General features: G+C 61.4%; 21 protein-coding genes and 1 pseudogene. 5 read left to right on the plus strand and 17 right to left on the minus strand.

Annotated elements, in window-relative coordinates:
* Nucleotides 1-2 precede the first annotated feature (2 nt).
* The 7 genes from ACZYHG_RS29090 to ACZYHG_RS29120 form a co-directional block, all read right to left on the minus strand.
* A complete protein-coding gene (locus ACZYHG_RS29090; RefSeq protein ID WP_464611503.1) occupies nucleotides 3-1,430 on the minus strand; it encodes a phosphomannomutase in 1,428 nt (475 codons plus the stop codon).
* Between the two features lie 396 nt (nucleotides 1,431-1,826).
* Complete coding sequence (rfbD, locus tag ACZYHG_RS29095) at nucleotides 1,827-2,723, minus strand: dTDP-4-dehydrorhamnose reductase (protein ID WP_464611504.1); 897 nt, start codon at nucleotides 2,721-2,723, stop codon at nucleotides 1,827-1,829.
* Complete coding sequence (gene rfbB, locus ACZYHG_RS29100; RefSeq protein WP_464611505.1) at nucleotides 2,720-3,790, minus strand: dTDP-glucose 4,6-dehydratase; 1,071 nt, start codon at nucleotides 3,788-3,790, stop codon at nucleotides 2,720-2,722. The genes rfbD and rfbB overlap by 4 nt, the downstream gene beginning before the upstream one ends.
* Before the next feature lie 13 nt (nucleotides 3,791-3,803).
* Nucleotides 3,804-4,355, minus strand: a complete 552-nt coding sequence (gene rfbC, locus ACZYHG_RS29105; protein ID WP_464611506.1) for a dTDP-4-dehydrorhamnose 3,5-epimerase — start codon at nucleotides 4,353-4,355, stop codon at nucleotides 3,804-3,806.
* Between the two features lie 3 nt (nucleotides 4,356-4,358).
* On the minus strand, nucleotides 4,359-5,240 hold the full coding sequence (rfbA, locus tag ACZYHG_RS29110; RefSeq protein WP_464611507.1) for a glucose-1-phosphate thymidylyltransferase RfbA: 882 nt from the start codon (nucleotides 5,238-5,240) through the stop codon (nucleotides 4,359-4,361).
* A gap of 84 nt (nucleotides 5,241-5,324) precedes the next feature.
* The gene (locus tag ACZYHG_RS29115) at nucleotides 5,325-6,359 is read right to left on the minus strand and encodes an NAD-dependent epimerase (RefSeq protein WP_464611508.1); all 1,035 of its coding nucleotides are present in this window, start codon (nucleotides 6,357-6,359) and stop codon (nucleotides 5,325-5,327) included.
* Nucleotides 6,360-6,423: 64 nt separating this feature from the next.
* Nucleotides 6,424-7,014, minus strand: a complete 591-nt coding sequence (locus ACZYHG_RS29120) for a biotin transporter BioY (protein WP_464611509.1) — start codon at nucleotides 7,012-7,014, stop codon at nucleotides 6,424-6,426.
* A gap of 170 nt (nucleotides 7,015-7,184) precedes the next feature.
* Between ACZYHG_RS29120 and ACZYHG_RS29125 the strand changes: the two genes are divergently transcribed.
* Nucleotides 7,185-8,093: an MBL fold metallo-hydrolase gene (locus ACZYHG_RS29125; RefSeq protein WP_464611510.1), complete on the plus strand. Its 909-nt coding sequence runs from the start codon at nucleotides 7,185-7,187 to the stop codon at nucleotides 8,091-8,093.
* Between the two features lie 162 nt (nucleotides 8,094-8,255).
* Here ACZYHG_RS29125 and ACZYHG_RS29130 read toward each other — a convergent pair whose 3' ends face one another.
* Genes ACZYHG_RS29130 through ACZYHG_RS29150 form a run of 5 tightly spaced genes read right to left on the minus strand, consistent with a single transcriptional unit; the run spans nucleotide 8,256 to nucleotide 12,979 of the window.
* Nucleotides 8,256-9,176 (minus strand): phosphorylase family protein, encoded by a 921-nt coding sequence (locus tag ACZYHG_RS29130; RefSeq protein ID WP_464611511.1) that lies wholly within the window; start codon nucleotides 9,174-9,176, stop codon nucleotides 8,256-8,258.
* Between the two features lie 14 nt (nucleotides 9,177-9,190).
* On the minus strand, nucleotides 9,191-9,982 hold the full coding sequence (locus ACZYHG_RS29135; protein WP_464611512.1) for an ABC transporter permease: 792 nt from the start codon (nucleotides 9,980-9,982) through the stop codon (nucleotides 9,191-9,193).
* A complete protein-coding gene (locus ACZYHG_RS29140) occupies nucleotides 9,975-10,865 on the minus strand; it encodes an ABC transporter permease (protein ID WP_464611513.1) in 891 nt (296 codons plus the stop codon). Before ACZYHG_RS29140 ends, ACZYHG_RS29135 begins: the two co-directional genes overlap by 8 nt.
* A complete protein-coding gene (locus tag ACZYHG_RS29145; protein WP_464611514.1) occupies nucleotides 10,862-11,899 on the minus strand; it encodes an ABC transporter ATP-binding protein in 1,038 nt (345 codons plus the stop codon). Before ACZYHG_RS29145 ends, ACZYHG_RS29140 begins: the two co-directional genes overlap by 4 nt.
* Before the next feature lie 36 nt (nucleotides 11,900-11,935).
* Nucleotides 11,936-12,979 carry an ABC transporter substrate-binding protein gene (locus ACZYHG_RS29150; RefSeq protein WP_464611515.1) on the minus strand — a complete coding sequence of 348 codons (1,044 nt, stop codon included), beginning with the start codon at nucleotides 12,977-12,979 and terminating at the stop codon, nucleotides 11,936-11,938.
* A 199-nt stretch (nucleotides 12,980-13,178) separates the two neighbouring features.
* Between ACZYHG_RS29150 and ACZYHG_RS29155 the strand changes: the two genes are divergently transcribed.
* Nucleotides 13,179-14,192: a LacI family DNA-binding transcriptional regulator gene (locus tag ACZYHG_RS29155; RefSeq protein WP_464611516.1), complete on the plus strand. Its 1,014-nt coding sequence runs from the start codon at nucleotides 13,179-13,181 to the stop codon at nucleotides 14,190-14,192.
* A gap of 71 nt (nucleotides 14,193-14,263) precedes the next feature.
* Here ACZYHG_RS29155 and ACZYHG_RS29160 read toward each other — a convergent pair whose 3' ends face one another.
* Nucleotides 14,264-15,049, minus strand: coding sequence for a DUF1499 domain-containing protein (locus ACZYHG_RS29160; protein WP_464611517.1), 786 nt, complete (start codon nucleotides 15,047-15,049; stop codon nucleotides 14,264-14,266).
* A gap of 80 nt (nucleotides 15,050-15,129) precedes the next feature.
* Complete coding sequence (locus ACZYHG_RS29165) at nucleotides 15,130-16,758, minus strand: fatty-acid--CoA ligase (protein WP_464611518.1); 1,629 nt, start codon at nucleotides 16,756-16,758, stop codon at nucleotides 15,130-15,132.
* A 319-nt stretch (nucleotides 16,759-17,077) separates the two neighbouring features.
* Here ACZYHG_RS29165 and ACZYHG_RS29170 point away from each other — a divergent pair, with 319 nt between their 5' ends.
* Together ACZYHG_RS29170 and ACZYHG_RS29175 are read left to right on the plus strand one after the other, a co-directional pair.
* Nucleotides 17,078-17,434 carry a hypothetical protein gene (locus ACZYHG_RS29170; protein ID WP_464611519.1) on the plus strand — a complete coding sequence of 119 codons (357 nt, stop codon included), beginning with the start codon at nucleotides 17,078-17,080 and terminating at the stop codon, nucleotides 17,432-17,434.
* 130 nt (nucleotides 17,435-17,564) lie between these two features.
* The gene (locus ACZYHG_RS29175) at nucleotides 17,565-17,954 is read left to right on the plus strand and encodes a DUF427 domain-containing protein (RefSeq protein WP_464611520.1); all 390 of its coding nucleotides are present in this window, start codon (nucleotides 17,565-17,567) and stop codon (nucleotides 17,952-17,954) included.
* An 18-nt stretch (nucleotides 17,955-17,972) separates the two neighbouring features.
* On the opposite strand, the gene ACZYHG_RS29180 is transcribed toward ACZYHG_RS29175, so the two are convergent.
* From ACZYHG_RS29180 to ppdK, 3 genes and pseudogenes are all read right to left on the minus strand, one after another.
* On the minus strand, nucleotides 17,973-18,713 hold the full coding sequence (locus ACZYHG_RS29180) for a polysaccharide deacetylase family protein (protein WP_464611521.1): 741 nt from the start codon (nucleotides 18,711-18,713) through the stop codon (nucleotides 17,973-17,975).
* 246 nt (nucleotides 18,714-18,959) lie between these two features.
* Entirely contained in the window at nucleotides 18,960-20,063 is a 1,104-nt protein-coding gene (locus ACZYHG_RS29185) for a glycosyltransferase family 9 protein (RefSeq protein WP_464611522.1), read from the minus strand.
* A gap of 128 nt (nucleotides 20,064-20,191) precedes the next feature.
* Nucleotides 20,192-22,869 (minus strand): annotated as a pseudogene (ppdK, locus tag ACZYHG_RS29190) (pyruvate, phosphate dikinase).
* Nucleotides 22,870-23,082: 213 nt separating this feature from the next.
* Here ppdK and ACZYHG_RS29195 point away from each other — a divergent pair.
* Nucleotides 23,083-23,427 (plus strand): VOC family protein, encoded by a 345-nt coding sequence (locus ACZYHG_RS29195; protein WP_464611523.1) that lies wholly within the window; start codon nucleotides 23,083-23,085, stop codon nucleotides 23,425-23,427.
* The last annotated feature ends 26 nt before the right edge of the window (nucleotides 23,428-23,453 follow it).

Raw genomic sequence — 23,453 nt, forward strand, 5'->3', positions numbered from 1 at the left:
CTTCAGCTTTCCAAGATTTGAGTTCGGCCAAGGGCAAGACCCCAACCGAGCAATTCGCCTGCGCGGGATTCGGTCTTTGCCTCGATGTAGCAGCGCAATTCGGGGGCGTTGCCTGACGCACGGAAGTGAACAACCTCTCCGTTGCGGGCGGTGATACGCACGCCATCGCGATTGTCAACATCCGCGACGCCGCCCAGGCCCTCGAAGAGATTGTCGGCATAGACGGCGTTCGTCGCCAATCTTTCGAGAAAAGACGCGCTGTGCTCGGCTGACACGCCTTCGAGCCGACCGCTCGCCGCGGCAAGGAATCCAAAACTGGCCGCTATCTCGGCGAGCGGGCGACCTGTCGCCGCAACCGTTAAAAGGGTGCAGAGAATTGGCAAAAGCGAATCCCGGGTCAGCAAGGCTGCGAGCGTGCGTCCATCCTTTTCGACGGGTGAACCCAGAAGAACGCCGCCGTTTGCTTCGAAGCCCACCACACATTTGCCCCCTTGAGCGAGGGCCGTGCCGATCCCTTCGATAACATAGGGCGAGCCTATGCGTGTGCGCACCACCGTTGCGAAATGCCCGCAACGCTCCAGTGCTGAATTGGAACTGACTGGCGTGACAACACAGTCCGCGCCAAGGAAACGTGCAGTGATTGCCCCCACCAGGTCGCCACGAACGAACGTGCCCTGCGCATCCGCCACAAGCGGCCGATCGCCATCGCCATCGGCGGACACGATGGCATCGAACGGCTCAGCCGCCGCCCAATCCTTCAGAAGCAACAGATCCTCTTGCCTGACCGCTTCGGTATCCACCGGAATGAAATGCGTGGCCCTGCCCAACGGTACCGCCTCCGCCCCCAGCGCACGAAGGACATCGACAATGATGTCCCTGGCTACGGACGAATGCTGGTAGACGCCGACCCGGACACCAGACAGGCTGCCCGGCTGAAAGAAGGCAAGAAAATGATCCCTGTAGATTGCGGACGGTTCGGTGCCCGGCTGTACGGGTTCAACGGCAGGCTGTGATCGATTGGCTGTCTGCAAGCCTGCGTGTATGGCCACAATCTCGAGCTCATCGCGCTTGTCGATCTCGCCATCCGCTCGGTAGAATTTAAGCCCATTCCTGTCGTCGGGAATGTGGCTGCCGGTCACCATGATCGCCGGCGCATTCTCGGCCGAGGCATAAAGTGCAAGTGCTGGAGTGGGCAAGGCTCCGCAATCGACCGGCACCAATCCGGCTTCGGCGATTGCAGCCTGGACAATCCCTGCTATGTCGGGACTGGAAGAGCGGAGGTCACGTCCAACGAAGATCTGCTCGCCCTCGCCCAATACGCCGCGCTCGATAAGCATGCGTGTGAAGGCAATCGTATAGGTGCGCGCCGGTGGTCCCCGAAGCTCGCTGACGAGCCCGCGTAGCCCGCTGGTACCGAACTTCAAAGTCACCGATCGTCACCTTTTCGCAGGGATTTCGTCCTGGCACCGATTGTGGCGACGCGACGCCTCGCTTTCGGCAGCCTGCAGGAAGGCAGGCGCGCACGGACATCGGACAATGCGTCGTAACGGATCAAGACCGTGCAACCTGATCTTGGTATCTCGACAGTATTTGCTTAGAAGGCACTAATATTCCTGAGCAAGGCCGGCTCTTACCGTCGCCAGCAAGGATGATTCCTTTCAAGAACCTCTCCGTTGATTGCCAAGCCCCCACCTGACACCAAGTCGCCCGTGCTTAGGTTTCGCGCCACGGCTTGTCAATCTCGCGTGCGGGACTGAGTTCGATTTCAATGCCGCAAACTTACGGACCAAACCCACCAGGTTTCAAGTAAATCGAACGCTGAAGGCTCAAGCGGACCGGCCACCATCAAGGATGCGGCCCACGACCCGCTCAGTGGATTTTCGCCATTGCGGCGCACTCCATCCGAATGCGGCGGCGAATTTCGCGCTCGACAGCCGCGAATTGGCGGGACGCCGCGCCTTGGTCGGATAGTCCTTGGTGGCAATATCCCGCACATCAGCCCAAGGGCCGCCGGACGCCCGGCTTGTGTCCAGGATATGACGGGCAAAACCGCTCCAGTTGGTGTCACCCGCACCGGTCAGGTGATAGACGCCGAATGCACCGAAGCTTTTGTCGCTATGCAAGAGCGCGGCCGCACGCAGGACTGCGTCGGCGATATCAAGCGCCGAGGTGGGATTGCCCCATTGATCGGCCACCACCGAAATCTCGTCCCGATCGGCGGCAAGGCGCAGCATGGTCTTGACGAAATTCTTGCCGAACGGGCTGTAGACCCATGCGGTTCGCAGGATCAGGTGGCGCGGGCCGGCAGCGGCCACCGACTGCTCGCCTGCGAGCTTGGAGGCGCCGTAGACGCCAAGGGGCGCCGTCGCATCGGTCTCGACATAAGCGCCGGGGGCGCTGCCGTCGAAGACATAGTCGGTCGAGAGATGAATGATCGGAACGCCAAGGAGTGCGGCGGCCTGCGCCACCTTGCCGGCGCCGGTCGCGTTGACCGCAAAGGCCAGATCGGGCTCGTCCTCGGCCTGATCCACGGCCGTGTAAGCAGCGGCCGACACGACGATATCCGGCTTCGCCGCAGTAATGGCATCAATGACGGTCTCGGATCTCGCCAGATCAAGCTCCGGACGGCCGATGGCGACGACCTGCACACCTGCCTTTCCCTGGCCTGCGTCCAGAAGGCTTGCCGCGACCTGGCCGTCGCGTCCGGTGACAACGAGCCTCACGCGCCACCCTTGCGCGCTTCGCCCAGTCTTTCACCGGCGTAGCGCTGCTCGCGGATCGGCCCCCACCACCATTTGTTGTCCAGGAACCAGTCCACGGTTCTGGCCAGGCCGCTGTCAAAATTCTCCCTGGGCGTCCAGCCGAGCTCACGGCCGATCTTGGAGGCATCGATGGCGTAGCGGCGGTCGTGGCCGGGGCGGTCGGTGACGAAGGAGATCAGCTCGCGATAGCGCCTGCCGCCGGCCCGCGGACGCCTGATGTCGAGAAGATCGCAAATCGTCTCGACGACGGCGAGGTTCGTGCGTTCAGAATTGCCACCGACATTGTAGCTCTCGCCGGGTGTGCCCTTGGTGGCGACGAGCTCCAGGGCCCGCGCGTGATCCTCGACGAACAGCCAGTCACGCACATTGGCGCCAGCGCCATAGACCGGCAGCGGCTTTTCGTCGAGCGCGTTGAGGATGACGAGCGGGATCAGTTTTTCGGGAAAATGATAGGGGCCGTAATTGTTCGAACAGTTGGAGAGCACAACCGGCAGGCCGTAAGTCTCGTGCCAGGCCCGCACCAGATGGTCCGAGGCCGCCTTCGAGGCGGAATAGGGCGAGGAAGGCGCGTAAGGCGTCTCCTCTACGAACATGCCGCCATCGAAAGGCAGATCGCCGAACACCTCATCGGTGGAGACGTGATGGAAGCGGAAGCTGCCCTTCCTGTCGTGGGCAAGGCCGCGCCAATATTCGAGCGTGGCATTGAGGATCTTGTAAGTGCCGACGATATTGGTCTCGATAAAGGCACCCGGCCCGTCGATCGAGCGATCGACGTGGCTCTCGGCGGCGAGGTTCATGACGATGTCGATGTCGTCCCGGCGCAGAAGATCCAGCACCGCCTTCTCGTCACAGATATCAGCTTGGGCGAAGCTGTAATTGTGTGCATTCTCGATTGGCCGCAGCGAGGCCAGATTGCCCGCATAGGTCAGCTTGTCGAGATTGGTCACGCGGTAGGCCGGATTGGCGCACAGATGCCGGCACACCGCCGAGCCGATGAAGCCGGCACCGCCTGTCACCAGAAAATTCATACCCCTGCCCCCATCAGGCAAACACCTCGGCGGCAGCAAGCATCGGCGCCTTGAGGTCCTTGTCCGAAAGCTGGAATCCGCCAGTGATAGACGGCCACTTGATGCCGATGGCAGGATCATCGAAACGGATCGAGCGTTCATGCTTGGGCGAATAGGTGTCGGTGACCTTATACTGGACCTCGGTGTCGGGCACGAGCGTCAGGAAGCCGTGCGCAAATCCTCTCGGCACCAGAATCTGGTTACCCTTTTCAGCCGAAATCTCGTGAGCAATCCATTTCCCAAAGGTCTTCGAGCTGCGGCGAATGTCGACACAAACGTCCAGGATCCGGCCGCGCGTCACGCGCAGCAGCTTGTCCTGGGTGCGGGGCGCAAGCTGATAGTGGAGTCCGCGCAAGACGCCTGCCGCCGCAGAATAGGAATGGTTGTCCTGTATGAAATGCAATTCTATTCCGGCCTGAGCAAAGCGCTCGGCATTGTAGGTCTCCATGAAGAAACCGCGTGCATCGCCATGCCGCTTTGGCACGATTTCAAGCACGCCTTCGATGTCGAGGGACCTGATCTCCAACCCTTAGCCCTCCGACAGATCAGCGACGCGCCGGCGCAGATAGGCGGCATATTCATTCTTTCCCAGCCGCGTGGCGCGCTGCAGCACTTGCTCCGCCGTCAGCCAGCCTTGCTCGAAGGCGATCTCCTCGGGACAAGCAACCTTGATGCCCTGTCGATGTTCGATCGTGCGCACGAAGGAAGATGCGTCGTTCAGACTGTCATGGGTCCCCGTGTCGAGCCAGGCAAAGCCGCGCCCCAATCGGTGCACATGCAGCAGGCCGCGATCAAGATAGGCGTTGTTGACCGCCGTGATCTCGAGTTCGCCGCGGGCCGAAGGTCGAATGGACGAAGCGATGTCGACGACGGTGTTGTCGTAAAAATACAGCCCGGTGACGGCCCAGTTGGATTTCGGCTTTTGCGGCTTTTCCTCGATCGTGAGCGCGGTTCCGGTGGCCTTGTCGAACGACACAACGCCATACCGTTCAGGATCATCGACCCGGTAGGCGAAGACCGAAGCGCCCTTCTCGCGCGAAGCTGCGTTGCGGCAAAGCTGCGGCAGCCCATCGCCAAAATAGATGTTGTCGCCCAGGATCATCGACACACTGTCCTTGCCGATGAAGTCGCGCCCGATGATGAAAGCTTCAGCAAGCCCATTGGGGTGCGGCTGCTCCGCATAGGAGATCTCCAGCCCAAACTCCGATCCGTCACCGAGTAAATCACGGAAAACGGGTAGATCCCGCGGCGTCGAAATGACCAGGATTTCCCTGATATCCGTCAGCATCAGCACGCTCAGCGGATAATAGATCATCGGCTTGTCGTAGACCGGGAGAATTTGTTTGGAGATTGCCAATGTCAGCGGATAAAGGCGCGTTCCACTACCTCCCGCAAGGATAATTCCTTTCAAGAAGCTCTCCCTGACATGCCCAAATCCTCTCGGCAGCAGTGGTAGCCATAACTACGCCTTGAAAAAGCCGCTGCCAGCGCCCGCTTATATCCTAGAGTCGTTACCAAAATACGCCTGGTACCACTCCACGAACCGCCCTACCCCCTCGGTCACGGAGGTGCTGGGGCGGTAGCCGACCGCCGCTTGCAGGGCCGAGGTGTCGGCGAAAGTGTCGGGCACATCGCCGGCTTGCAACGGCAGCAGCTCGACGATGGCCTTGCGGCCAAGCGCGTTTTCCAGCGCCTCGACATAGGCGGTCAGCTTCACCGGGTTGCTGTTGCCAATGTTGAAGAGGCGCCAGGGCGCACTGCTCGTGGCCGGATCCGGATGACCGGAATCCCAGGCGGGGTTGCCGGCCGCGGGGCTGTCACTGGTTCGGATCACGCCTTCGGCGATGTCATCGATATAGGTGAAATCGCGTGAATGATTGCCGTTGTTGAACAGCTTGATCGGCTCACCGGCCAGGATGCTCCTGGTGAACATAAACAGCGCCATGTCGGGACGACCCCAGGGGCCGTACACGGTGAAGAAGCGCAAGCCCGTGGTCGGCAGCCTGAACAAATGGCTATAGCTGTGCGCCATCAGCTCGTTGGCGCGCTTGGTGGCGGCGTAGAACTGCAGCGGATGGTCGGCCGGGCGATGCTCGGAAAACGGCATGTCGGTGTTGGCGCCGTAGACGCTCGACGTGCTGGCATAGGTCAGGTGTGGGATTGTACCGCTACGACAGGCTTCGAGCATGTTGGTGAAAGCGACGATGTTGCTTTCGACATAGGCGCGCGGATTTTCCAGGCTGTAGCGCACCCCCGCCTGGGCGGCGAGATGGATCACTCGGTCGAAGGCATGGTCGGCAAAGCAGTCGTCCACGATGCCCCTGTCGGCAAGATTGCCGTGGATGAAATGGTAGCCGGCATTGGTACTGCGGCTTGCCTCGGCAAGCAGGCGCAGTCGCGCCTGCTTGATCCTTGGATCGTAATAGTCATTGACGTTGTCGATGCCGACAACCTCGTCGCCGCGCTCCAGAAGCCGTCGGGCGACGTGATAGCCTATGAAGCCGGCAGCGCCGGTGACCAGAACCTTCATCAGAAGCGCCCGTCCTCGGGAATGGACCCCTGACGTCTATGGCACGCCAAGCTTCCGACAGACCTCAGGAGCGCTTCAGCAGCGACCAGACGGCCGGCACAAGGCTTGCTGCCAGCGCAACCTTGATCAGGTCGCCGACGATGAACGGCACGACGCCGAACTGCCAGGATTTTTCCGGGCCGATCAGCAGCGCCAGCCAGGCGAAGCCCATCGCCATCATCACCACTTCAGCAACCAGCATGGCGTTGAAAAGCTTGATCGGGTGGCGATCCCAGCCGCGATCGGCGGCCCAGCCGACAATCGCCGCCATGACCACGAAAGCAGCGAGGTAGCCGCCGGTCGAGCCGAGCATATAGGCGATGCCGACGCCCTTTTCCGGCGTGCCCTGGAAGACCGGGAAGCCCATGGCGCCTTCCGCCATGTAGAGCAGCAAGGTTGCGACGCCGAGACGCATGCCGAAGGCGGCGGCGATCAGGAGGACGGCGAGCGTCTGCATCGAGATATCGACGGGGCCCAACACAACCTTGGTCTTGGCCGAGAGGGTCAAAAGCAGTGTTCCGGCGATCGCCAGGAAAAGCTGCGTTGCCAGTCGCGCCGCGCCTTCTTGCGGCAAAGCCAGAGAAACAAGCGGGCGCATCGTCGTTGCAGTTGCCATGGTCTTCCCCTGTAGGATCTGTCGCGATCCGATAATCGCGGTCTCAGCGTTTTCCTATATTGGCTTGCGTGCTATGCGGCAATCGGTTTTGCCGTTCCGGGAACAATGGGCCTGCATTGTTCCCGGGAACAATGGGCCGACATGGTTCGAAAAGACATCGTTCGGAAAACATGACTCTCAAATTCAATACCAGCTTCGATCCGCACTACGGCCAGGGCGTGAACGTGGCTCCGGACGTTCAGCGCGTCACGGTCCGAAATCCGAGCCCTTTCACCTTTCATGGCACCAACAGCTATGTCGTCGGGCGCGACACGCTGGCGGTGATCGATCCCGGACCGGAGGACGAGGCGCATCTTCAGACCTTGCTCGACGTGATCGCCGGCAGGCCGGTCAGCCATATTTTCGTCAGCCACACGCACCGCGACCATTCCCCACTGGCCGCCCGGCTGAAGGAGCGCACCGGCGCTTTGGTGATGGCGGAGGGGCCGCACCGGCCGGCAAGACCCTTGCATATAGGCGAGAGCAATGCGCTCGACGCCAGCGCCGACATCGCCTTCGTTCCCGACATCGTGTTGCCGGATGGCGAACTGATCGCCGGCGAAGGCTGGGCGATCCGCTCGGTTCTCACCCCCGGCCACACAGCCAATCATGCGGTGTTCGCGCTGGAGGGAACCGGCATCCTGTTTTCGGCCGATCATGTCATGGCCTGGGCGACATCCATCGTCGCGCCTCCCGATGGGGCAATGGCCGACTACATGGCATCGCTGGATCGGCTGATCGAGCGCGACGACCGCCTGCTGCTGCCAGGCCATGGCGGACCGGTGACGAAGCCGCGGGCTTTCATGCGCGGATTGAAGATGCATCGAAAAATGCGCGAACGGGCCATACTGGAACGCGTCAGGGCCGGCGACCGGACTATCTCCGACATGGTCAAGGCGATCTACAGGGATACCGATCCCCGGCTGCATGGTGCCGCCGGGCTATCGGTGCTTGCCCATCTCGAGGATCTGGTGGCGCGCGGCATGGTGTCGACCGACGCTGCGCCTGCCATCGACGGCATTTTCACACCGGCTGGCTAATCTAGAGCAGTTCACAGTCTCACGGAAACTGCGAACTGCTCTAACTCTTTGTTTTGACGCAATTCCAAAGGGAAAGCGCTATGCGCTTTTCCCGGGAAAACGGTTTCACACTTTTCCTGGAATTGGACTAAGACCTCGCCACGACCTTGCGCTGCCCCTCCCTCAGAACCGGCTCGACCGCTCTTCCGGTTGAGGCGACTTCAAACCGTGGCAAGAGCATTCCGGATTGACCGGAAGTCGTGCTGCGGTCTCCAGCGCGACCCGCGAGGCTGTCATGGAGAGGCTCGGCAACACCTCCTCCTGCAGCAATTTCTGGCGATTGCGGTCCATGTAGTCGTTGAAACCGGCGGTTACGAATGCCAGGGGCACGAAGCATGCACCGATCTCGCGCGACAAGGTCGCCTCAGGGGCAATCGAATGGTTGAGCACATCCGCTCCCATGCTTCGAAACGCCAGGGCTTCGGCTGGGCTTGTAAGTCGCGGCCCATAGCAGTGGCCGGCGACCAATTGCTGTTCGATGCCATGAACACGGCATTCGGCTGGCCAATGACGACGGGCGGTTTCGACCAGAACTGCCGCACATCTTGGACATACGATCTGCTTGCCCGAGCAGTCGAAGCTCTGGCGGCCGGGAAGCAGTGAAAACGGGGTCTGCGTCAGTTCGATGATATCGGCGTTGACCACCATATCACCGGGCTGGATCGCCTTGTTGACGGCGCCGATGGTCGAGCAGGACAGCACTTGCCTTACACCCGCGTTCATCAAGACCCAGAACGCGCGGCGATGGCAGGAATGGTCGATATGGTCGCGGGGATTGCCGTGAGAATACATGCACAAGGCACGTTTCGTCTTGCCTTCCGCGGTAATCGACGCATCGAACTCGAGCAACTTCCAGTTGTCGGTGCGACCGAAAGGCGTTTCAAAACTCATGTCGCGCTGCAAGGTGCGCACACCCTCGAATTCGACATCTTCCGGGAAGGCAAGCCCCCAGTTTGCCGAGCCGGTGATGATGGCCAACCCTACCTGAGGAATGTCGGTTGATTGATCCGCCGGAGCATCGGCTGCGTGATGATTTGTAGGCATGTTTCCCGTCTCGGTCAGGATTTTTGGCGAAGGGTCACAATCAGTACTACGGCCACGACGATGACGGTCCATAATGTCGAGATCGCCGCAATGGTCGGATCGATCTGATCGCGCAGCGACAGGAACATGAGCTTCGGCAGCGTGCTGTTTTGACCGCTGGCGACGAAGATCGAAATAACGAACTCGTCGAGCGACGTCAGGAAGGCCATCAACGTGGCCGACAACAGACTGATCTGAAGCTGCGGGACAATTATTCCGCCAATGGCTCTCGCCCAGTTTGCGCCGAGGCTGCGCGCCGCCTGCACCTGGTTCCAGTCAAAGCGCGCCAGTGCGGGCAACAACACAATGCAGGCGACGGGAATGGCCAGCACCACATGCCCCACCAGCACGCCGAACAGCGTCCCGACCAGATGTTGCGCCGCCAGCACAAAGAAGAGGCCGATCGCAAGCAGGATGCCCGGCACGATGGACGGGGTGAGCAGAATACCCTGAATGGTTGCGGCGGCCTTTCCGCCGAGACGATTTATCGAGATGCAGGCCAGCAGCCCCAGGGGCACTGCGACCATCGCGGTCAATGTGCCAAGGATCAAGCTCGTCCTGAGTGCGGCCATCCATGTCGCCGAGACGAAGAAAGCCTCGTACCAGCGCAACGAGTATGCGCGCGGCGGGAACTCGAGAAGATTGGACGACGAAAAGGAGAGCGGGACGACGACCAGCGTCGGCAGCATCAAAAACGCCATTACGAGTGCGCAAAAGCTCCACAGGAGGATGCGGGCCGGCCTGTTGTCTGGATAGGCTTCAAGCATGGGCTGTACCGACATTGTTGCGCGCCATTAGTCGTCGCGCCGCCAGGAACGTCACGCCGATCAGCGCCATGAGAACGAGCAGCAGAATGCCCAGGACGCTCGCCGAACCCCAATCCTGAAAGGTCGACAGCGTGCGCTCGATCCGGATGGAGAGAGGATTTACCTTGCCGCCGCCAAGCACCGCTGGCGTGATGAAGAAACCTATCGTGTAGATGAAAACGATGATCGAACCCGAGAAGATGCCGCCGGCAGAAAGAGGCAGAATGACCGTGCGGATCGTTTGCCCGAGAGTGGCGCCCATGCTCGCTGACGCGCGGACGAGGTTTGCGTCGATATCGCGCATCGCGGCATAAACGGGCAGCAGGAAGAGCGGCAGCATGTAGTGGACCATGCCGATCAGCGTTCCGGTGAAGTTGTAGACCAGCGGCAATGGCTCCGTTGTAAGGCCTGAGCCGGTCAAAGCTGCGTTGATCAAGCCATCGCGCCTCAACAGCACGAGCCAGCCATAGGTGCGCACCAGAATGGAAGTCCACAACGGCAGCATGACGAAGGCCATCAGCAAATTGGCCACCCTTGGCCTGGCGCTGGCCAGGGCGAGCGCGAGGGGGGTGCCCAGAAGAATGCAGAACGCCAGCGTCCCAAAGGACAGCCCAACGGTTGTCACGAGTGCCGACCATGTCAGTCCGCTCGAAAGCACCTTCTCGTAGTTGCCGACGGTGTATTCGCCCCCCGTGGTCAGGAAGGATTGCCGGATGATCCACAGGATGGGCAGTATCGCCGCCAACCCAACGATGAACAGCGCAGGCAGTGAAAGCGAGAGGAAGAACCGCCGCTCGCGTCGAGCGTCTGCCGCGAGCGCAGGATCGACAGCGGCGGCGGTCACGCTATCGCTCCCGGTATGGCGTGAACCTTCGCTGCTGGTGCATATACGGTCACCCGCTGACCGGCGGCGAGCTCGGCGCAGCCCCCGGCAAGCGCCGTCGGAATACAGGCAAGAACCTCTTGCCCACCGTCAAGCGCCAGCGTCAGAAGCCAGTTTTCGCCGCGAAACGCCTTGGCGCTCAGTATTCCTTCGAGCGCCACTCCGTCTCGCCCGACGAGTTCCGTATCAAGATGGAGGCTTTCCGCGCGGATCATCAGAGCTTCGCGTGACTCATCGGCACCGTCCATTCTGCGCACCGAACCGGGAGCCACAATGTTGGCCTCACCCATGAACTCCGCGACGAAGCGGGTCGATGGGCGATCATAAATCCGCTGTGGCGTATCGATCTGCTGAATGCGGCCGGAATTCATCACCGCGACCCGGTCGGACATGGTCAGAGCTTCGCGCTGGTCATGCGTCACATAGATCGTGGTGATCCCCAGATCATCGTGCAGACGCCGGATCTCGTACTGCATGGTTTCGCGCAGGTTCTTGTCGAGCGCCGACAACGGCTCGTCCATCAGCATCACGCGTGGCTCGAAGACGATGGCCCGCGCCAGCGCCACCCGCTGGCGCTGGCCGCCGGACAATGCGGCAATGTTACGCTCCGCCAGGCCCTCCAGCTTCACACGGGCCAAGGTATCAAGCGCCCGCTGCCGGGCCTCCGCTTTCGGCACTTTGCGCAACACCAACGGATACTCGACATTTGCCAGAACGTTCATGTGGGGAAACAGGGCGTAGTTCTGGAACACTATGCCGATGTCGCGCTTGTTGGGGGCCAGGCGGGTAATGTCGCGATCCCCCAGCAAGAGTTTACCTCGATCGGGCCGGACAAAACCGGCCAAAGCCATGAGCAGCGTGGTCTTGCCCGACCCGGACGGCCCCAGCAGCGTGAGGAATTCGCCAGCCTGAATGTCAAGCGAGACATCGTCCAGCGCGACGTAAGACCCATAGGTCTTGCGAACGCTGTCGATGGTGACCGGGAGCGACTTCATGATGGGCTCCAGCTTTAGAGCTGACGAATTTGACGCTCAGCGGTTCATCATTTCATCGAAGGCCTTTTGAGCGGCCTCGCCGTTCTTGAGCCACCAGTCGGCATTCGAAAACACCGAAGTGCCAGCATTTTCAGGCGCGGTCGCCAAGGTCTTCAGCCGGTCTTTGGGGATAAGACCCCCCTCATAGCCGGCAGGATTGACCGGGCCATAGGCGATAAAGTCGGTCAGCTTGGCCACGCGCGCGGGCTGCGTCATTGCCGCGATGAGCTTCATGGCTGCATCCTTGTTCGGCGCTCCCTTCGGCACCGCAAGGCAGTCCGTGCCGATGACGGAACCCTTGAACGTGTAATCAACCGTACCGCCATCCGCTTTCACGGTCTGCGCCCGACCGTTCCAGGTAACGACCAAGTCCGCCTCGCCGTCTTTCAGCAACTGCGCGGACTGCGCTCCCGAGGTCCACCAGACCGAGACATTCGGTTTGATCGCTTCGAGCCGCTTGATGGCGCGCGCCAGGCCTTCCGGTGTGCTGAGCACGGAATAGACGTCGGCCGGCGCCACGCCATCGGAGAGCAGCGCGATCTCGATCAAGTCTTGCGCGTTGGCGCGCAGGGCGCGACGGCCCGGGAATTTGGCAACGTCCCAGAACTCCGCCCAGGTCTTTGGCGGATTCTCGCCATAGGTCTTGGTGTTCCACGACATGACAGTGCCATAGGAGTCGAACGGATAGCAGTAGTCCGACTTCGCGCCGGCCGGCACGGATTTTGGATCGATGATCTTGTAATCGAGCGGCTCCAGCAGCGACTGTGCGGCCGCCTGCGTGCCTTCGGGCGAGCCGAGATGGATGATGTCTGTCGAGACTGCGCCTGAGGTGACCTGCATCTTGAGAGCTGCCAGGCCGTCGCTTTGCGTCTCCTCGCGGACATCATAGCCGAGCTCTTTTGCAGCGGGGGCCCACATGGCCTCCTTTATGGCATTGCCATAGTCGCCGCCTGCGGTGGTGATGGTGACTGTCTGGGCATAGGCGGGCAAAGCAACTGAGACGGCGATCGCTGCCAGGGAAATGCGAAGGAAACGGGACATGGTTTCTCCTCCTCCTAATTCATCAAAATGCCAATAAAATCGGCTTTTTTGTTAATCGTAACGTTACGATTGCCGAAAATAGTCCGCGAGTCAAGCGGGTGCCAGGCAGGTTCGTTTGCTTAGACGAGCCTGGGTTTGACCCTCGGATCGAATCCGGTAACGTTGCGATGCCCAGCAAGATCAGCCGGCGCTTTCGCAAATGAAGTCGGGCGACATGGCCAATCTAAAACAGATCGCGGCGGAACTTTCCCTTTCGGTGACCACGGTGTCCCGCGCTCTGAAGGATGGGCCGGAAGTGCTGCCCTCCACCATAGCCCGCGTCAAGGAGGCGGCGAAGCGGCTCGGCTATGTCCCGAACCATCATGGTCGCGCGCTGAAAACCGGACGAACCCTGACGTTGACGGCAGTGCTGCCGATGGAGACACGCGACTACCTGTCCGATCTGGCGAAGCTGCCTTTGATCGAAGGCATGACGCTGGCGGCGCGGCAAGCGGGTTATAGTCTGTCGATCTATTCAACCACGCCCGACGACGACCCGGTCGAAAGTGTGCAGCGCCTGCTTCAGGCGCATAGCGCGGACGGCCTGATCATCACGCGCATGGTCTCGGGCGATCCGCGCGTCAAGCTGCTGCTGGATCAGGGCATACCGTTCGTCGCGTTTGGAAGAACCGACCTGGACATCGCCTATCCCTATGTCGATATCGACAATGAACAGATCGCATATGAGGCGACCCGGCGGCTCATGGACAAGGGCTGTCGACGCATTGCTCTACAACTTCTCGTGCAGAAGGATCAGGCGAGCGCCACGCGTCTCGCCGGCTATAGAAGGGCGATGGCCGAGGCCGGTATCCAGATCGACCCATCGCTTATCGGTGACGGCACGTTCACAATGGAATCGAGCGCGACCTGGTTCGATCGCCTGCTGGCGTCGTCAGATCCTCCGACGGGCCTGGCATGCGCAAACGAACTGGGCCTTCTGGGCGCGTTGCACGCTCTCGGCAGACGGGGTCTGGTGCCGGGCCGCGACGTTCACATCGTCACCCGTGACAATACGCGTCTGGCGCGTTTTCTGCCGGCGAATATCGACGTTCATTCCGTGGACATGGCAGACGTCGGGCACAAACTCGTCGAGGTCCTCGAGAGCCGGATCGCCAATCCGCTTGGTCCGGTCGCGACAATCTTGCTGCAAGGCAGGTTCGAGCCGGCCGAATAGTCCGCTCGCAGACTGAAGCCACATTTGTGCGGCACTGCGCAAATCCGCCTGGCTGCAAGATGTTCCGGGATTCACTCGGCCGGAGCCGCGCCGACCTGGCCGGCGACTTCCTGGTCCAGTTCGGCCAGGAACTCGGTGATGCGCGCGGCGTTGTCGCCGAGATCGTAGCGGCCATAACGCGAAGCCGACCGCATATCGACGATGACGGTATCGCCATTGTCCGTCACGCGGATCGCCACATCGGCGGGAAGGCCGACCACAAAGCCCTTGGCGACAGCGGTGATGGTCACGTCGCTTTGCCCGGCGAGATCGGGATAAGGCTCGGAAAGATCCCAGCCGCGCCGATCGAGCACGGTTTCGACGGCATTGACGATGGTCTCGAATGGCAGATCGTAGCTGCGTGCGGTAACCAGCGGAAAGCTGCCGGCCTGCAGCCGCTGTTCGCCCGGCGTCGACGGCGACAGCACATTCATGTCCTTCGTCCGGTCACTCACGTCGAGCGCGGGCGGATTGTCGAAATCGGTCGAGATGTCCCTCAGCGGCGGATAGATTGTCGCCCAGTAGGCGGCAACGCCGTAGGGGACCAGCACCAGCATTGCCAGCAAGGCGCCGACGGTCAGGTCGCGGCCACCGCGGTCGCCAAATTTCCAGAGCCTCGAAAAGGCAAAGGCGGCGAACAGCAGCGCCAGTGCCGCGAGCAGCGCAACAATGCCCAGCACCCACAGGAAAACCGGTGTTTCGACGAGATCGAAATGATGACCGACAAAGACGGTCAGCAACAGCACCGCTGAAAATGCCGCCGTGCGCCGCGACCAGCCGGCGGCCTTCGACGTTTGCCGTTCGGGAATGCTAACCATTGTTCTCTGCGCTGCCCCAACCCGGACGGAGGTTTAGTGCCTTTTCGCGGCGGCTTGAAGCCGAAACACGCAACATCCCGTCAATCCGTCGGCAAGCGATAATCCTTGAACTGCTGGCGCAAGGCGATCTTCTGGATCTTGCCGGTGGCGGTATGCGGTATTTCGCCAACGAAAGTGACATCGTCGGGCATCCACCACTTGGCCACCTTGCCGTCCATGAAATCGAGAATTTCGGCCTTGGTCGGTTCCTTGCCCGGCTTGGCGACGATGACCAGCAGCGGCCGCTCGCCCCATTTCGAGTGGTGAATGCCGATGGCTGCCGCCTCCGCGACATCGGGGTGGCCGACGGCCAGATTCTCAAGGTCGATGGTCGAAATCCATTCGCCGCCCGACTTGATGACGTCCTTGGCCCGATCAGTGATCTGCATGTAACCACCGGCGTCGATGTGAGCGACGTCTCCGGTGTCGAACCAGCCGTCCTCATCGAATTGCTCCGCGCCGGCACCACCGTAGTAGGCACGAGCGACGGCTGGGCCGCGCACCTTCAGGCGGCCAAAGGTCTTGCCATCCCAGGGTTGCGCATTGTTGTCGTCATCGGTCACCTTCATTTCGACGCCGAAGGGCGGATAGCCCTGCTTCTGCTTGACATCGAGCCGGGCCTCACCCTCAAGACCGGCATATTCTGGCTTCAAGGTGCACAGCGTGCCGAGCGGCGACATTTCGGTCATGCCCCAGGCATGGATGACCTGGACGTCGTAATTGTCCTGGAATTTCGTCATGATCGCGCGCGGGCAGGATGACCCACCGATGACGACCTTGTTCAGATAGGGCAGCTTCTTGCCGGTCTCCTCCAGATATTGCAGCAGCATCATCCAGACGGTCGGCACGGCGGCGCTGAAGGTCACCTTCTCGGTGTCGAGCAATTCATAGATCGAGGCGCCGTCCATCTTGCAGCCGGGCATGACCAGCTTGGCGCCGATCATCGGGCCGCTCTGGCCAAGGCCCCAGGCATTTGCGTGGAACATCGGAACCACGGGCAGGATCGTGTCGCGTGACGACAGGCCCATCGCGTCGGGCATGGCGGCGATCATGGCATGCAGTACGTTGGAGCGGTGGCTGTAGACGACGCCCTTGGGATCACCCGTCGTGCCTGACGTGTAGCACATGCCGGCAGCGGTGCCTTCATCGAAGGTCTTCCAGGCGAAATCGCCATCGACCTCATCAAGCCAGTCCTCATAGGCGACGGCATTGGGCAAGGTCGTCTGCGGCATGTGCGCCTTGTCGGTCAGCACGATCACCTTTTTCAGTGATTTGACGGCACCGGCGATCTTTTCGAGCAACGGTATGAAGGTCAGGTCGACGAAGACGGCCTTGTCCTCGGCATGGTTCATGATCCAGATGATCTGTTCGGGAAACAGGCGCGGGTTGAGCGTGTGATAGATCGCGCCGACGCCCATGATGCCGTACCAGGCCTCGATATGGCGCGCTGTGTTCCAGGCCAGCGTGGCGATGCGGTCGCCCAACCCATAGCCGTCTCGTTCCAGCCGCTGGGCAACCTTGAGAGAACGACGGTGGATGTCGGCATAGGTTGTGCGCACGATCGGCCCCTCGATCGAGCGCGATACGATCTCGCGCACGCCGTGCTGCCGTTCAGCGTTGTCGATGAGCTTGTGGCACAGCAGCGGCCATTCCTGCATCAGCCCCAGCATCTCGTTCCTCCTCCCTCGCGCCTTTTGCGTCGTAGCTTTGGTTCATTGTGAAGCGAACCGGCGGATTGTCTAGTCACTCGGCTCCGCGGCGGGCGAATTTCAGAGGCCATGCCGCAGCGGCAAGCGGTTGAATTCCGCCATATTTTGGATTTTGAGCTGCTGGGCACTCGTGCCACCGAGATGGCAGGATGCTCATGAATGATGGCAGCGGTGTCGTATGGAGCGAAATGACCGGGAAATCCGCCACAATCCGGCCATCCTCGGCGTTAAGGTTCGTTAACGGGCAAAGGGGTGCGATTGGCGACTGAAAGAGGTTCGCATGGACGTGCAGCTCGACGACAAGGCCCTCGAAAGTACACTTGCCGAAAGCCTGGCCGATCTGGTGCCGGACGAAAAGACTGTTTCCGAAGACGAATTTGTAGAAGTTGTCGGCGGCGCGCTGGAAGCGGTCGGTGGCACGCTGCTGTTCAAGATGTGCGTCCACAACCAAGGCGAAGGCCAGCATGTCGCGGCCGCATCCGTCGGCGCTGGCGGCAATCGCCAGTTCCTGCTGCTCACCTTGCCGACCGGCGGCGGCTCGCTGAAAGTCGAGACCGTTTCAAGAAGCAGCAATCCGGTGGCGGGCATTGCAGCCGCCTATGCTGGACTGATGGACGCATTCAAAACCGCCGCCTGAGCCTCGGCTGACATTCGAAAGCACTGTAGCGCCACGCCCGGCGATTGACGCCTGTTTTCGTGATGAGAACAGACCTTGCGCAACAGCTGTGTCCGCCACACCTTAAGGGGCCAGGCAAGGAGGAACCAGCATGGACAAGATCGCCAATCCGGCACCCGGCTTCCAGCGCAATCCCGACAAGATCATCACCATCGAGCCCTATATCGGCACCGTCACCGTGCGCGCCGGCGATACGGTCATTGCATCATCGACGAACGCCAAGGTGCTGACCGAAACCCCCTATCCCGCCGCCTTCTACATTCCGTTCGCCGACATCGATTTCGACAGGCTGAGCAGCACCGAACACTCGAGCCATTGCCCCTACAAGGGCGACGCCAGCTATTGGAGCGTGCTGCCGGCCGGAGAAGCCGGCAAGGACGCGATGTGGGCCTATCGTCAGCCTTTCGACGAAATGACTGAGATTCGCGACCACGGCGCGTTTTACGCCAGCAAGGTGACGATCGAAGCCACGCCAAGCTGAGAAGCGGCAAACTCCCGCTCAGTCGGTCGTGCCGTGATTGCCCGTGCCTTCGACATCATCGAGCCGCACAAAGGTCATGCCCTTGGCTTTCAGCGCCAGCAGGCCCTGCACCACGCCCTCACCGGCGGCGTGGGTCGGCTGGTTGACGTGTGAGATGATGACGTCACCATCCTTGGCCGCGGCGATACGCTTGGCTGTTTCCTTGGCACCGAGCAAGGAGCCGCCATCGCCATTGATCGAAAAGCCGGCGATCTTGAAACCGAGCTTGCGGATCATCGCGATCGCGGAAGGGCTGTATTCGGCGGTTGCGCCACGGAACCATTTCGGTGCCGGCTCACCGGTCCTAGCGAGGGCCGCGGCACCCGACTCGACCTCGGCCAGAACGGCCTCGGGGCTGCCGGCGCTGCTTATGCCGTAGATCTTCTGCGGCGTGTCGACCGCCGGAACATGGCGCCCGCCGTGATTTTCGAGCTCGAAAAGATCGGGATGCGCCTGCATGATGGCGACGGCCTCGGCGTTGCGCTTCAGCCAGATGCCGGTGACGAAAATGGTGGCCGGTATCTTGTTGTCCACGAGTGCCGAGAGAATGCGTGTGTCGGTCTTTCCGCCGCAGGCATCGAGCGTGAGTGCCACGTGGCCGGCTCCGCTTGCCTCGGGCTTGATGTGCAGCGTGGGCTCGACCAGCGGCGCGGCATGGGCGCCGGATAGCGCCGCCAACGACATGGCGATCATGCAGAGATGTCTTTGCAACAGACGCATCAAACCGAATTCCTGATTGGCGCAGTTCACCGTTTCACGGAACGGCGCCCGCTATGAGTCTTTGTTTTGGAGCAATTCCCGTGGGGAAACCGTTTCACACTTTCCTGGAATTGCTCTTCAAGCCGGTATCCCAGGACCCGCATGAAGGCGGAATCGGGACGATGGATAGCAGAAAAGCGCCTGGCGCGGCAATTTGCCGCCCGCTTCGCGAGCAATCCATTCGACGGCATGGCGATCGATCGCCGCTCAGACAGCGCGTTCCCGCTTCATTTCGCTGCGCGCAAGGAGCTCGCGCACCGCTTCGACGACAGGCTTCACTTCAAGCCGCCAGACGCAGCACGCCTTGCTGGGGTCCTTCGGGCGGCACAGGCTGCTGGCCACGCAGTCGCACGGCATCGGCGGCCGCAGCGCGATGCTGGGCACGCCGACAGGCCCCCAGCGCGACGGATGCGTCAGGCCGAAAAGGCCGACAACCGGTGTGCCCGCGGCGGCGGCCATATGCATCGGCCCGCTCTCATTGCCGAGAAACAGCCGGGCCTGTTTCAAGACAGCCAGCAAGGTCTCGAGCGACAGCGCCCCGACAAGGTCGATGACCGGCGTCGCCGTCCTGGCGAGGATCTGCGCCGCAGTCTCGCGTTCGTCCGGCCCTCCGACCAGGACAACGCCCAATCCGCTGTCGGTTGCAATCTCGTCAATCGCCTCGGCAAACCGTTCCGGCTGCCATTGCCGGCCCTTGAAGCTTGCCCCCGCATGAATGGCGATGAAGGCGTTTGGATGGAGACGATGCTTGCCCAGGAGTGCCAGGGCTTTCACGGTCTCGGATGGCAGCGGCTGAATGCTTGGCACCGTCACGCGCAGATCGATCCCAAGCGCTTCAAGGGGCGAAAGATAGCGATAGACAAAATGCTGGCCGCCAAACCCCTGTGGTTTTGCAAACAGATTGGCCGGTTGCCGCTCCAGCAGCTTCAGAGGCCTTTCGGGAGGATCGTAGCCGATGCGTGTCTTTGCGTTGACGAGCCCGCTGATGAGGCGCGAGGTCTTTGAATCGGTCAGGTCGATCGTCAGATCAAAGTGGAAGCCGCGCAGTTCCCGCACGATGGCATAGAGTTCTTTTCCGCGCTCCAGCGGGGTGCCCCGCATGCGGGCGCGCCTGAACGTGACCACCTCGGAAGCAATGCCATGCGCCACCACGAAGCTCTTGAAATTCGCTTCGCAGAGGAACGCGATCCTGGCGCCGGGGAACTCGAGCTGCAGGTTCCTGGCGAGCGTCGAGGCGAGGACGATATCGCCGATGAACTTCGTTTGAATGATCAGGATCGAGCGGAACGGCGCGGGTGATATCTGCAACATGTGATTCCGAAGACAATTGGCGGGCCGTCCGCAAATTGGGCACGAACAATGTCGAGATTGTGCAACGGCTCTAGCACGTTCGCGTGAGCTTTCATACAAAATCGTAAATCTTAGCTCTGTCTGATGCTCTATCCCTTGCCTGCTTTCGCCACCAGCACCGCCGCCTGCGCCGCCGCCAGCCTCGCTATAGGCACTCGGTAGGGCGAGCAAGACACGTAGTCGAGGCCGACCTCCTCGCAGAAGCGGATCGAAGCGGGATCGCCGCCATGTTCGCCGCAGATGCCGAGCTTGATGTCGGGCCGCGTCGCCTTGCCCTTTTGCGCGGCCATGCGCACCAGTTCGCCGACGCCGTCAATGTCGAGCGAGACGAACGGATCCTGCTCGATGATGCCTTTCTGGCGGTAGGTCTCCAGGAACGAGGCAGCATCGTCGCGCGAGATGCCGAAGGTGGTCTGGGTGAGGTCGTTGGTGCCGAAGGAGAAGAACTCGGCCGATTCGGCGATAACATGGGCACGGATCGCCGCCCGGGGAGCTCAATCATGGTGCCAGTCAGGTAATCGATCTTGACGCCGGTCTCGTCCATGACGCTTTTGGCGACCGCATCGATACGCGCCTTCACGTAATCGAGTTCCTTCACCAGGCCAACCAGCGGCACCATGATCTCGGGCACCACCAGCGCGCCGGCCTTCTTGCCGGCCTCGACGGCGGCCTCGAAAATGGCGCGCGCCTGCATCTCCGCAATCTCGGGATAGGAGACGGCCAGCCGGCAGCCGCGATGCCCGAGCATCGGGTTGAATTCGTGCAGGGCCTCGGTGCGCTGCCTGAGTTTGTCGGGCGACACGTTCATGGCGGCGGCGACCTCGGCGACCTCAGCCTCGGTCTTGGGCAGGAATTCATGCAGCGGCGGATCGAGCAGGCGGATCGTCACCGGCAGGCCGGCCATGATCTCGAACAGTTCCAGGAAATCCGAGCGCTGCATCGGCAAAAGCTTGGCGAGTGCCGTGCGACGTTCCTTCTCGGTGTCGGCGAGGATCATCTCGCGCATGGCGACGATGCGCTCGCCATCGAAAAACATGTGCTCGGTGCGGCAGAGACCTATGCCTTCGGCGCCGAAAGAACGGGCCATGCGGGCGTCGAGCGGCGTTTCGGCGTTGGTGCGCACCTTCATGCGGCGCACCGCGTCGGCCCATTCCATGATGGCGGCGAAATCGCCTGATAGTTCGGGCTGCAGCATCGATACGGCGCCCTTCAGCACCTGGCCATTGCTGCCATCGATGGTGATGATGTCGCCCTTGCGGAACGTCTGTCCCATCGAGAGGAGCGTGCCGGCCTTGTAGTCGACGCGCAGCGAGCCGGCGCCAGACACGCAAGGCTTGCCCATGCCGCGCGCGACGACGGCGGCATGGCTGGTCATGCCGCCGCGCGTGGTCAGGATGCCTTCGGCGGCATGCATGCCGTGGATATCTTCCGGGCTGGTCTCGATGCGCACCAGGATCGCCTTGCGGCCTTGCGTCTTCAGATCCTCGGCATCGCCGGAGGAAAACACGATCTCGCCGGTTGCAGCTCCGGGCGACGCCGGCAGGCCGATGCCGATGACGTCGCGCGCGGCCTTCGGATCGATGGTCGGGTGCAGCAATTGGTCGAGCGATGCGGGGTCGATGCGGGCGACAGCTTCCTCTTTCGTGATCAAGCCGTCCCTGGCCATCTCGACGGCGATCTTCAGCGCCGCCTTGGCGGTGCGCTTGCCGGACCGGGTCTGCAGCATCCACAATTTGCCGCGCTCGATGGTGAATTCGAGGTCCTGCATGTCGCGGTAGTGCTTTTCCAGGCTGTCGGAAATGGCGACGAAGGACTGGAAGGCGTCCGGCATCAGCTTCTGCAGCGATGGCTTGTCGGAGCCGGCCGCGATGCGGGCCGCCTCGGTGATGTTCTGCGGCGTGCGGATGCCGGCCACGACATCCTCGCCCTGCGCGTTGACCAGGAACTCGCCATAGAGCTGCTTTTCGCCGGTTGACGGGTTGCGGGTGAAGGCCACGCCAGTGGCCGAGGTCTCGCCCATATTGCCGAACACCATGGCCTGGACGTTGACCGCCGTACCCCAGCTCTCGGGGATGTCGTGCAGACGCCGGTAGGTGATGGCGCGGTTGTTCATCCAGCTCGAGAAGACGGCGCCGATGGCGCCCCAGAGCTGCTCATGCGGGTCCTGCGGGAACGGCTTGCCGAGCTCTTCCTCGACCTTGGCCTTGTAGAGCGCGATCACGCTTTGCCATTCAACGGCAGTTAGCTCGGTGTCGAGTTCGTGGCCGAGCCCACCCTTCTGGTCTTCGAGGATTTCCTCGAACACCTCGTGGTCGAGGCCCATGACGACATCGGAATACATCTGGATGAAGCGGCGGTAGCTGTCATAGGCAAAGCGGGCATCGCCGGAATCGGTGGCCAGCGCCTCGACGGTCTCGTCGTTCAGGCCAAGATTGAGCACGGTGTCCATCATGCCCGGCATCGAGGCACGTGCGCCCGAACGCACCGACACCAGCAGCAGCTTCGACGGATCGCCGAACCGGCGCCCAGTCAGCTTGCCGATATGATCCAGCGCTTTCGCCACATCGGCTTTCAATGCAGCTGGATAGGTATTACCGTCGGCGTAGTAGGCGTTGCAGACCTCGGTCGTGATGGTGAAACCCGGCGGCACCGGCAGGCCCAAACTGCACATTTCGGCCAGATTGGCGCCCTTGCCGCCCAGCAGATTCCTGTCGCTGGCACGGCCTTCCGCCGCACCATCGCCAAAGGTGAAAACCCATTTGGTCATGCTTTGCTCTCCGGTTGCAGGAGATTGGAAAGATTGGCGAAACGGAAAGTTCCGCCCGTGTCCGACCTTGGAGCGATATGATGCTGCAGTGCGAAAGGCAAGCGCCGGCAAAGCCGTATGGTCGCTACAATCGATTAAGCAAAAGCCGCGTCAAAAAGACTTGCCACGTCACAGGCGGAAGACTAGAACATAAAGGGAACAAAGAGGTGCCCCATGCGACTGCCCGGAAGACTCGACTATCTGGAAATGCCGGCCACTGGCGGAACGCTGGACCGGCTGAAGGCTTTCTACAGTACCGCCTTTGCCTGGTCGTTCACAGACTATGGGCCGACCTATTCGGCCTTCGCAGAAGGGCTGGACGGCGGCTTCCAGGCCGATGCCGCTGAGGCGCCGATCAAGCCGCTGCCCGTGATCTATAGCGAAAATCTGGAGGAGACGCTTGGCGCCGTCGAAAGTGCTTGCGGCACGATCGTCAAGCCGATCTTCCCGTTCCCCGGCGGCCGGCGCTTCCACTTTATCGATCCGGCCGGCAATGAGCTGGCCGTCTGGGGCAAATAGGCCGCCTGGACATGATCTGGCGGCGT

The sequence above is a fragment of the Mesorhizobium subarcticum genome (genome assembly GCF_055456085.1).

Excerpts from the sequence above, each read along its gene's own strand:
- ACZYHG_RS29155 (WP_464611516.1), top strand. The coding sequence starts at position 13,179 with ATGAAGTCGGGCGACATGGCCAATCTAAAACAGATCGCGGCGGAACTT.
- ACZYHG_RS29160 (WP_464611517.1), bottom strand. The coding sequence starts at position 15,049 with ATGGTTAGCATTCCCGAACGGCAAACGTCGAAGGCCGCCGGCTGGTCG.
- ACZYHG_RS29135 (WP_464611512.1), bottom strand. The coding sequence starts at position 9,982 with ATGCTTGAAGCCTATCCAGACAACAGGCCGGCCCGCATCCTCCTGTGG.
- ACZYHG_RS29125 (WP_464611510.1), top strand. The coding sequence starts at position 7,185 with ATGACTCTCAAATTCAATACCAGCTTCGATCCGCACTACGGCCAGGGC.
- ACZYHG_RS29180 (WP_464611521.1), bottom strand. The coding sequence starts at position 18,713 with ATGCGTCTGTTGCAAAGACATCTCTGCATGATCGCCATGTCGTTGGCG.
- ACZYHG_RS29145 (WP_464611514.1), bottom strand. The coding sequence starts at position 11,899 with ATGAAGTCGCTCCCGGTCACCATCGACAGCGTTCGCAAGACCTATGGG.
- ACZYHG_RS29170 (WP_464611519.1), top strand. The coding sequence starts at position 17,078 with ATGGACGTGCAGCTCGACGACAAGGCCCTCGAAAGTACACTTGCCGAA.
- ACZYHG_RS29115 (WP_464611508.1), bottom strand. The coding sequence starts at position 6,359 with ATGAAGGTTCTGGTCACCGGCGCTGCCGGCTTCATAGGCTATCACGTC.
- ACZYHG_RS29175 (WP_464611520.1), top strand. The coding sequence starts at position 17,565 with ATGGACAAGATCGCCAATCCGGCACCCGGCTTCCAGCGCAATCCCGAC.
- ACZYHG_RS29130 (WP_464611511.1), bottom strand. The coding sequence starts at position 9,176 with ATGCCTACAAATCATCACGCAGCCGATGCTCCGGCGGATCAATCAACC.
- rfbB (WP_464611505.1), bottom strand. The coding sequence starts at position 3,790 with ATGAATTTTCTGGTGACAGGCGGTGCCGGCTTCATCGGCTCGGCGGTG.
- ACZYHG_RS29120 (WP_464611509.1), bottom strand. The coding sequence starts at position 7,014 with ATGGCAACTGCAACGACGATGCGCCCGCTTGTTTCTCTGGCTTTGCCG.
- ACZYHG_RS29150 (WP_464611515.1), bottom strand. The coding sequence starts at position 12,979 with ATGTCCCGTTTCCTTCGCATTTCCCTGGCAGCGATCGCCGTCTCAGTT.
- ACZYHG_RS29165 (WP_464611518.1), bottom strand. The coding sequence starts at position 16,758 with ATGCTGGGGCTGATGCAGGAATGGCCGCTGCTGTGCCACAAGCTCATC.
- ACZYHG_RS29195 (WP_464611523.1), top strand. The coding sequence starts at position 23,083 with ATGCGACTGCCCGGAAGACTCGACTATCTGGAAATGCCGGCCACTGGC.
- ACZYHG_RS29185 (WP_464611522.1), bottom strand. The coding sequence starts at position 20,063 with ATGTTGCAGATATCACCCGCGCCGTTCCGCTCGATCCTGATCATTCAA.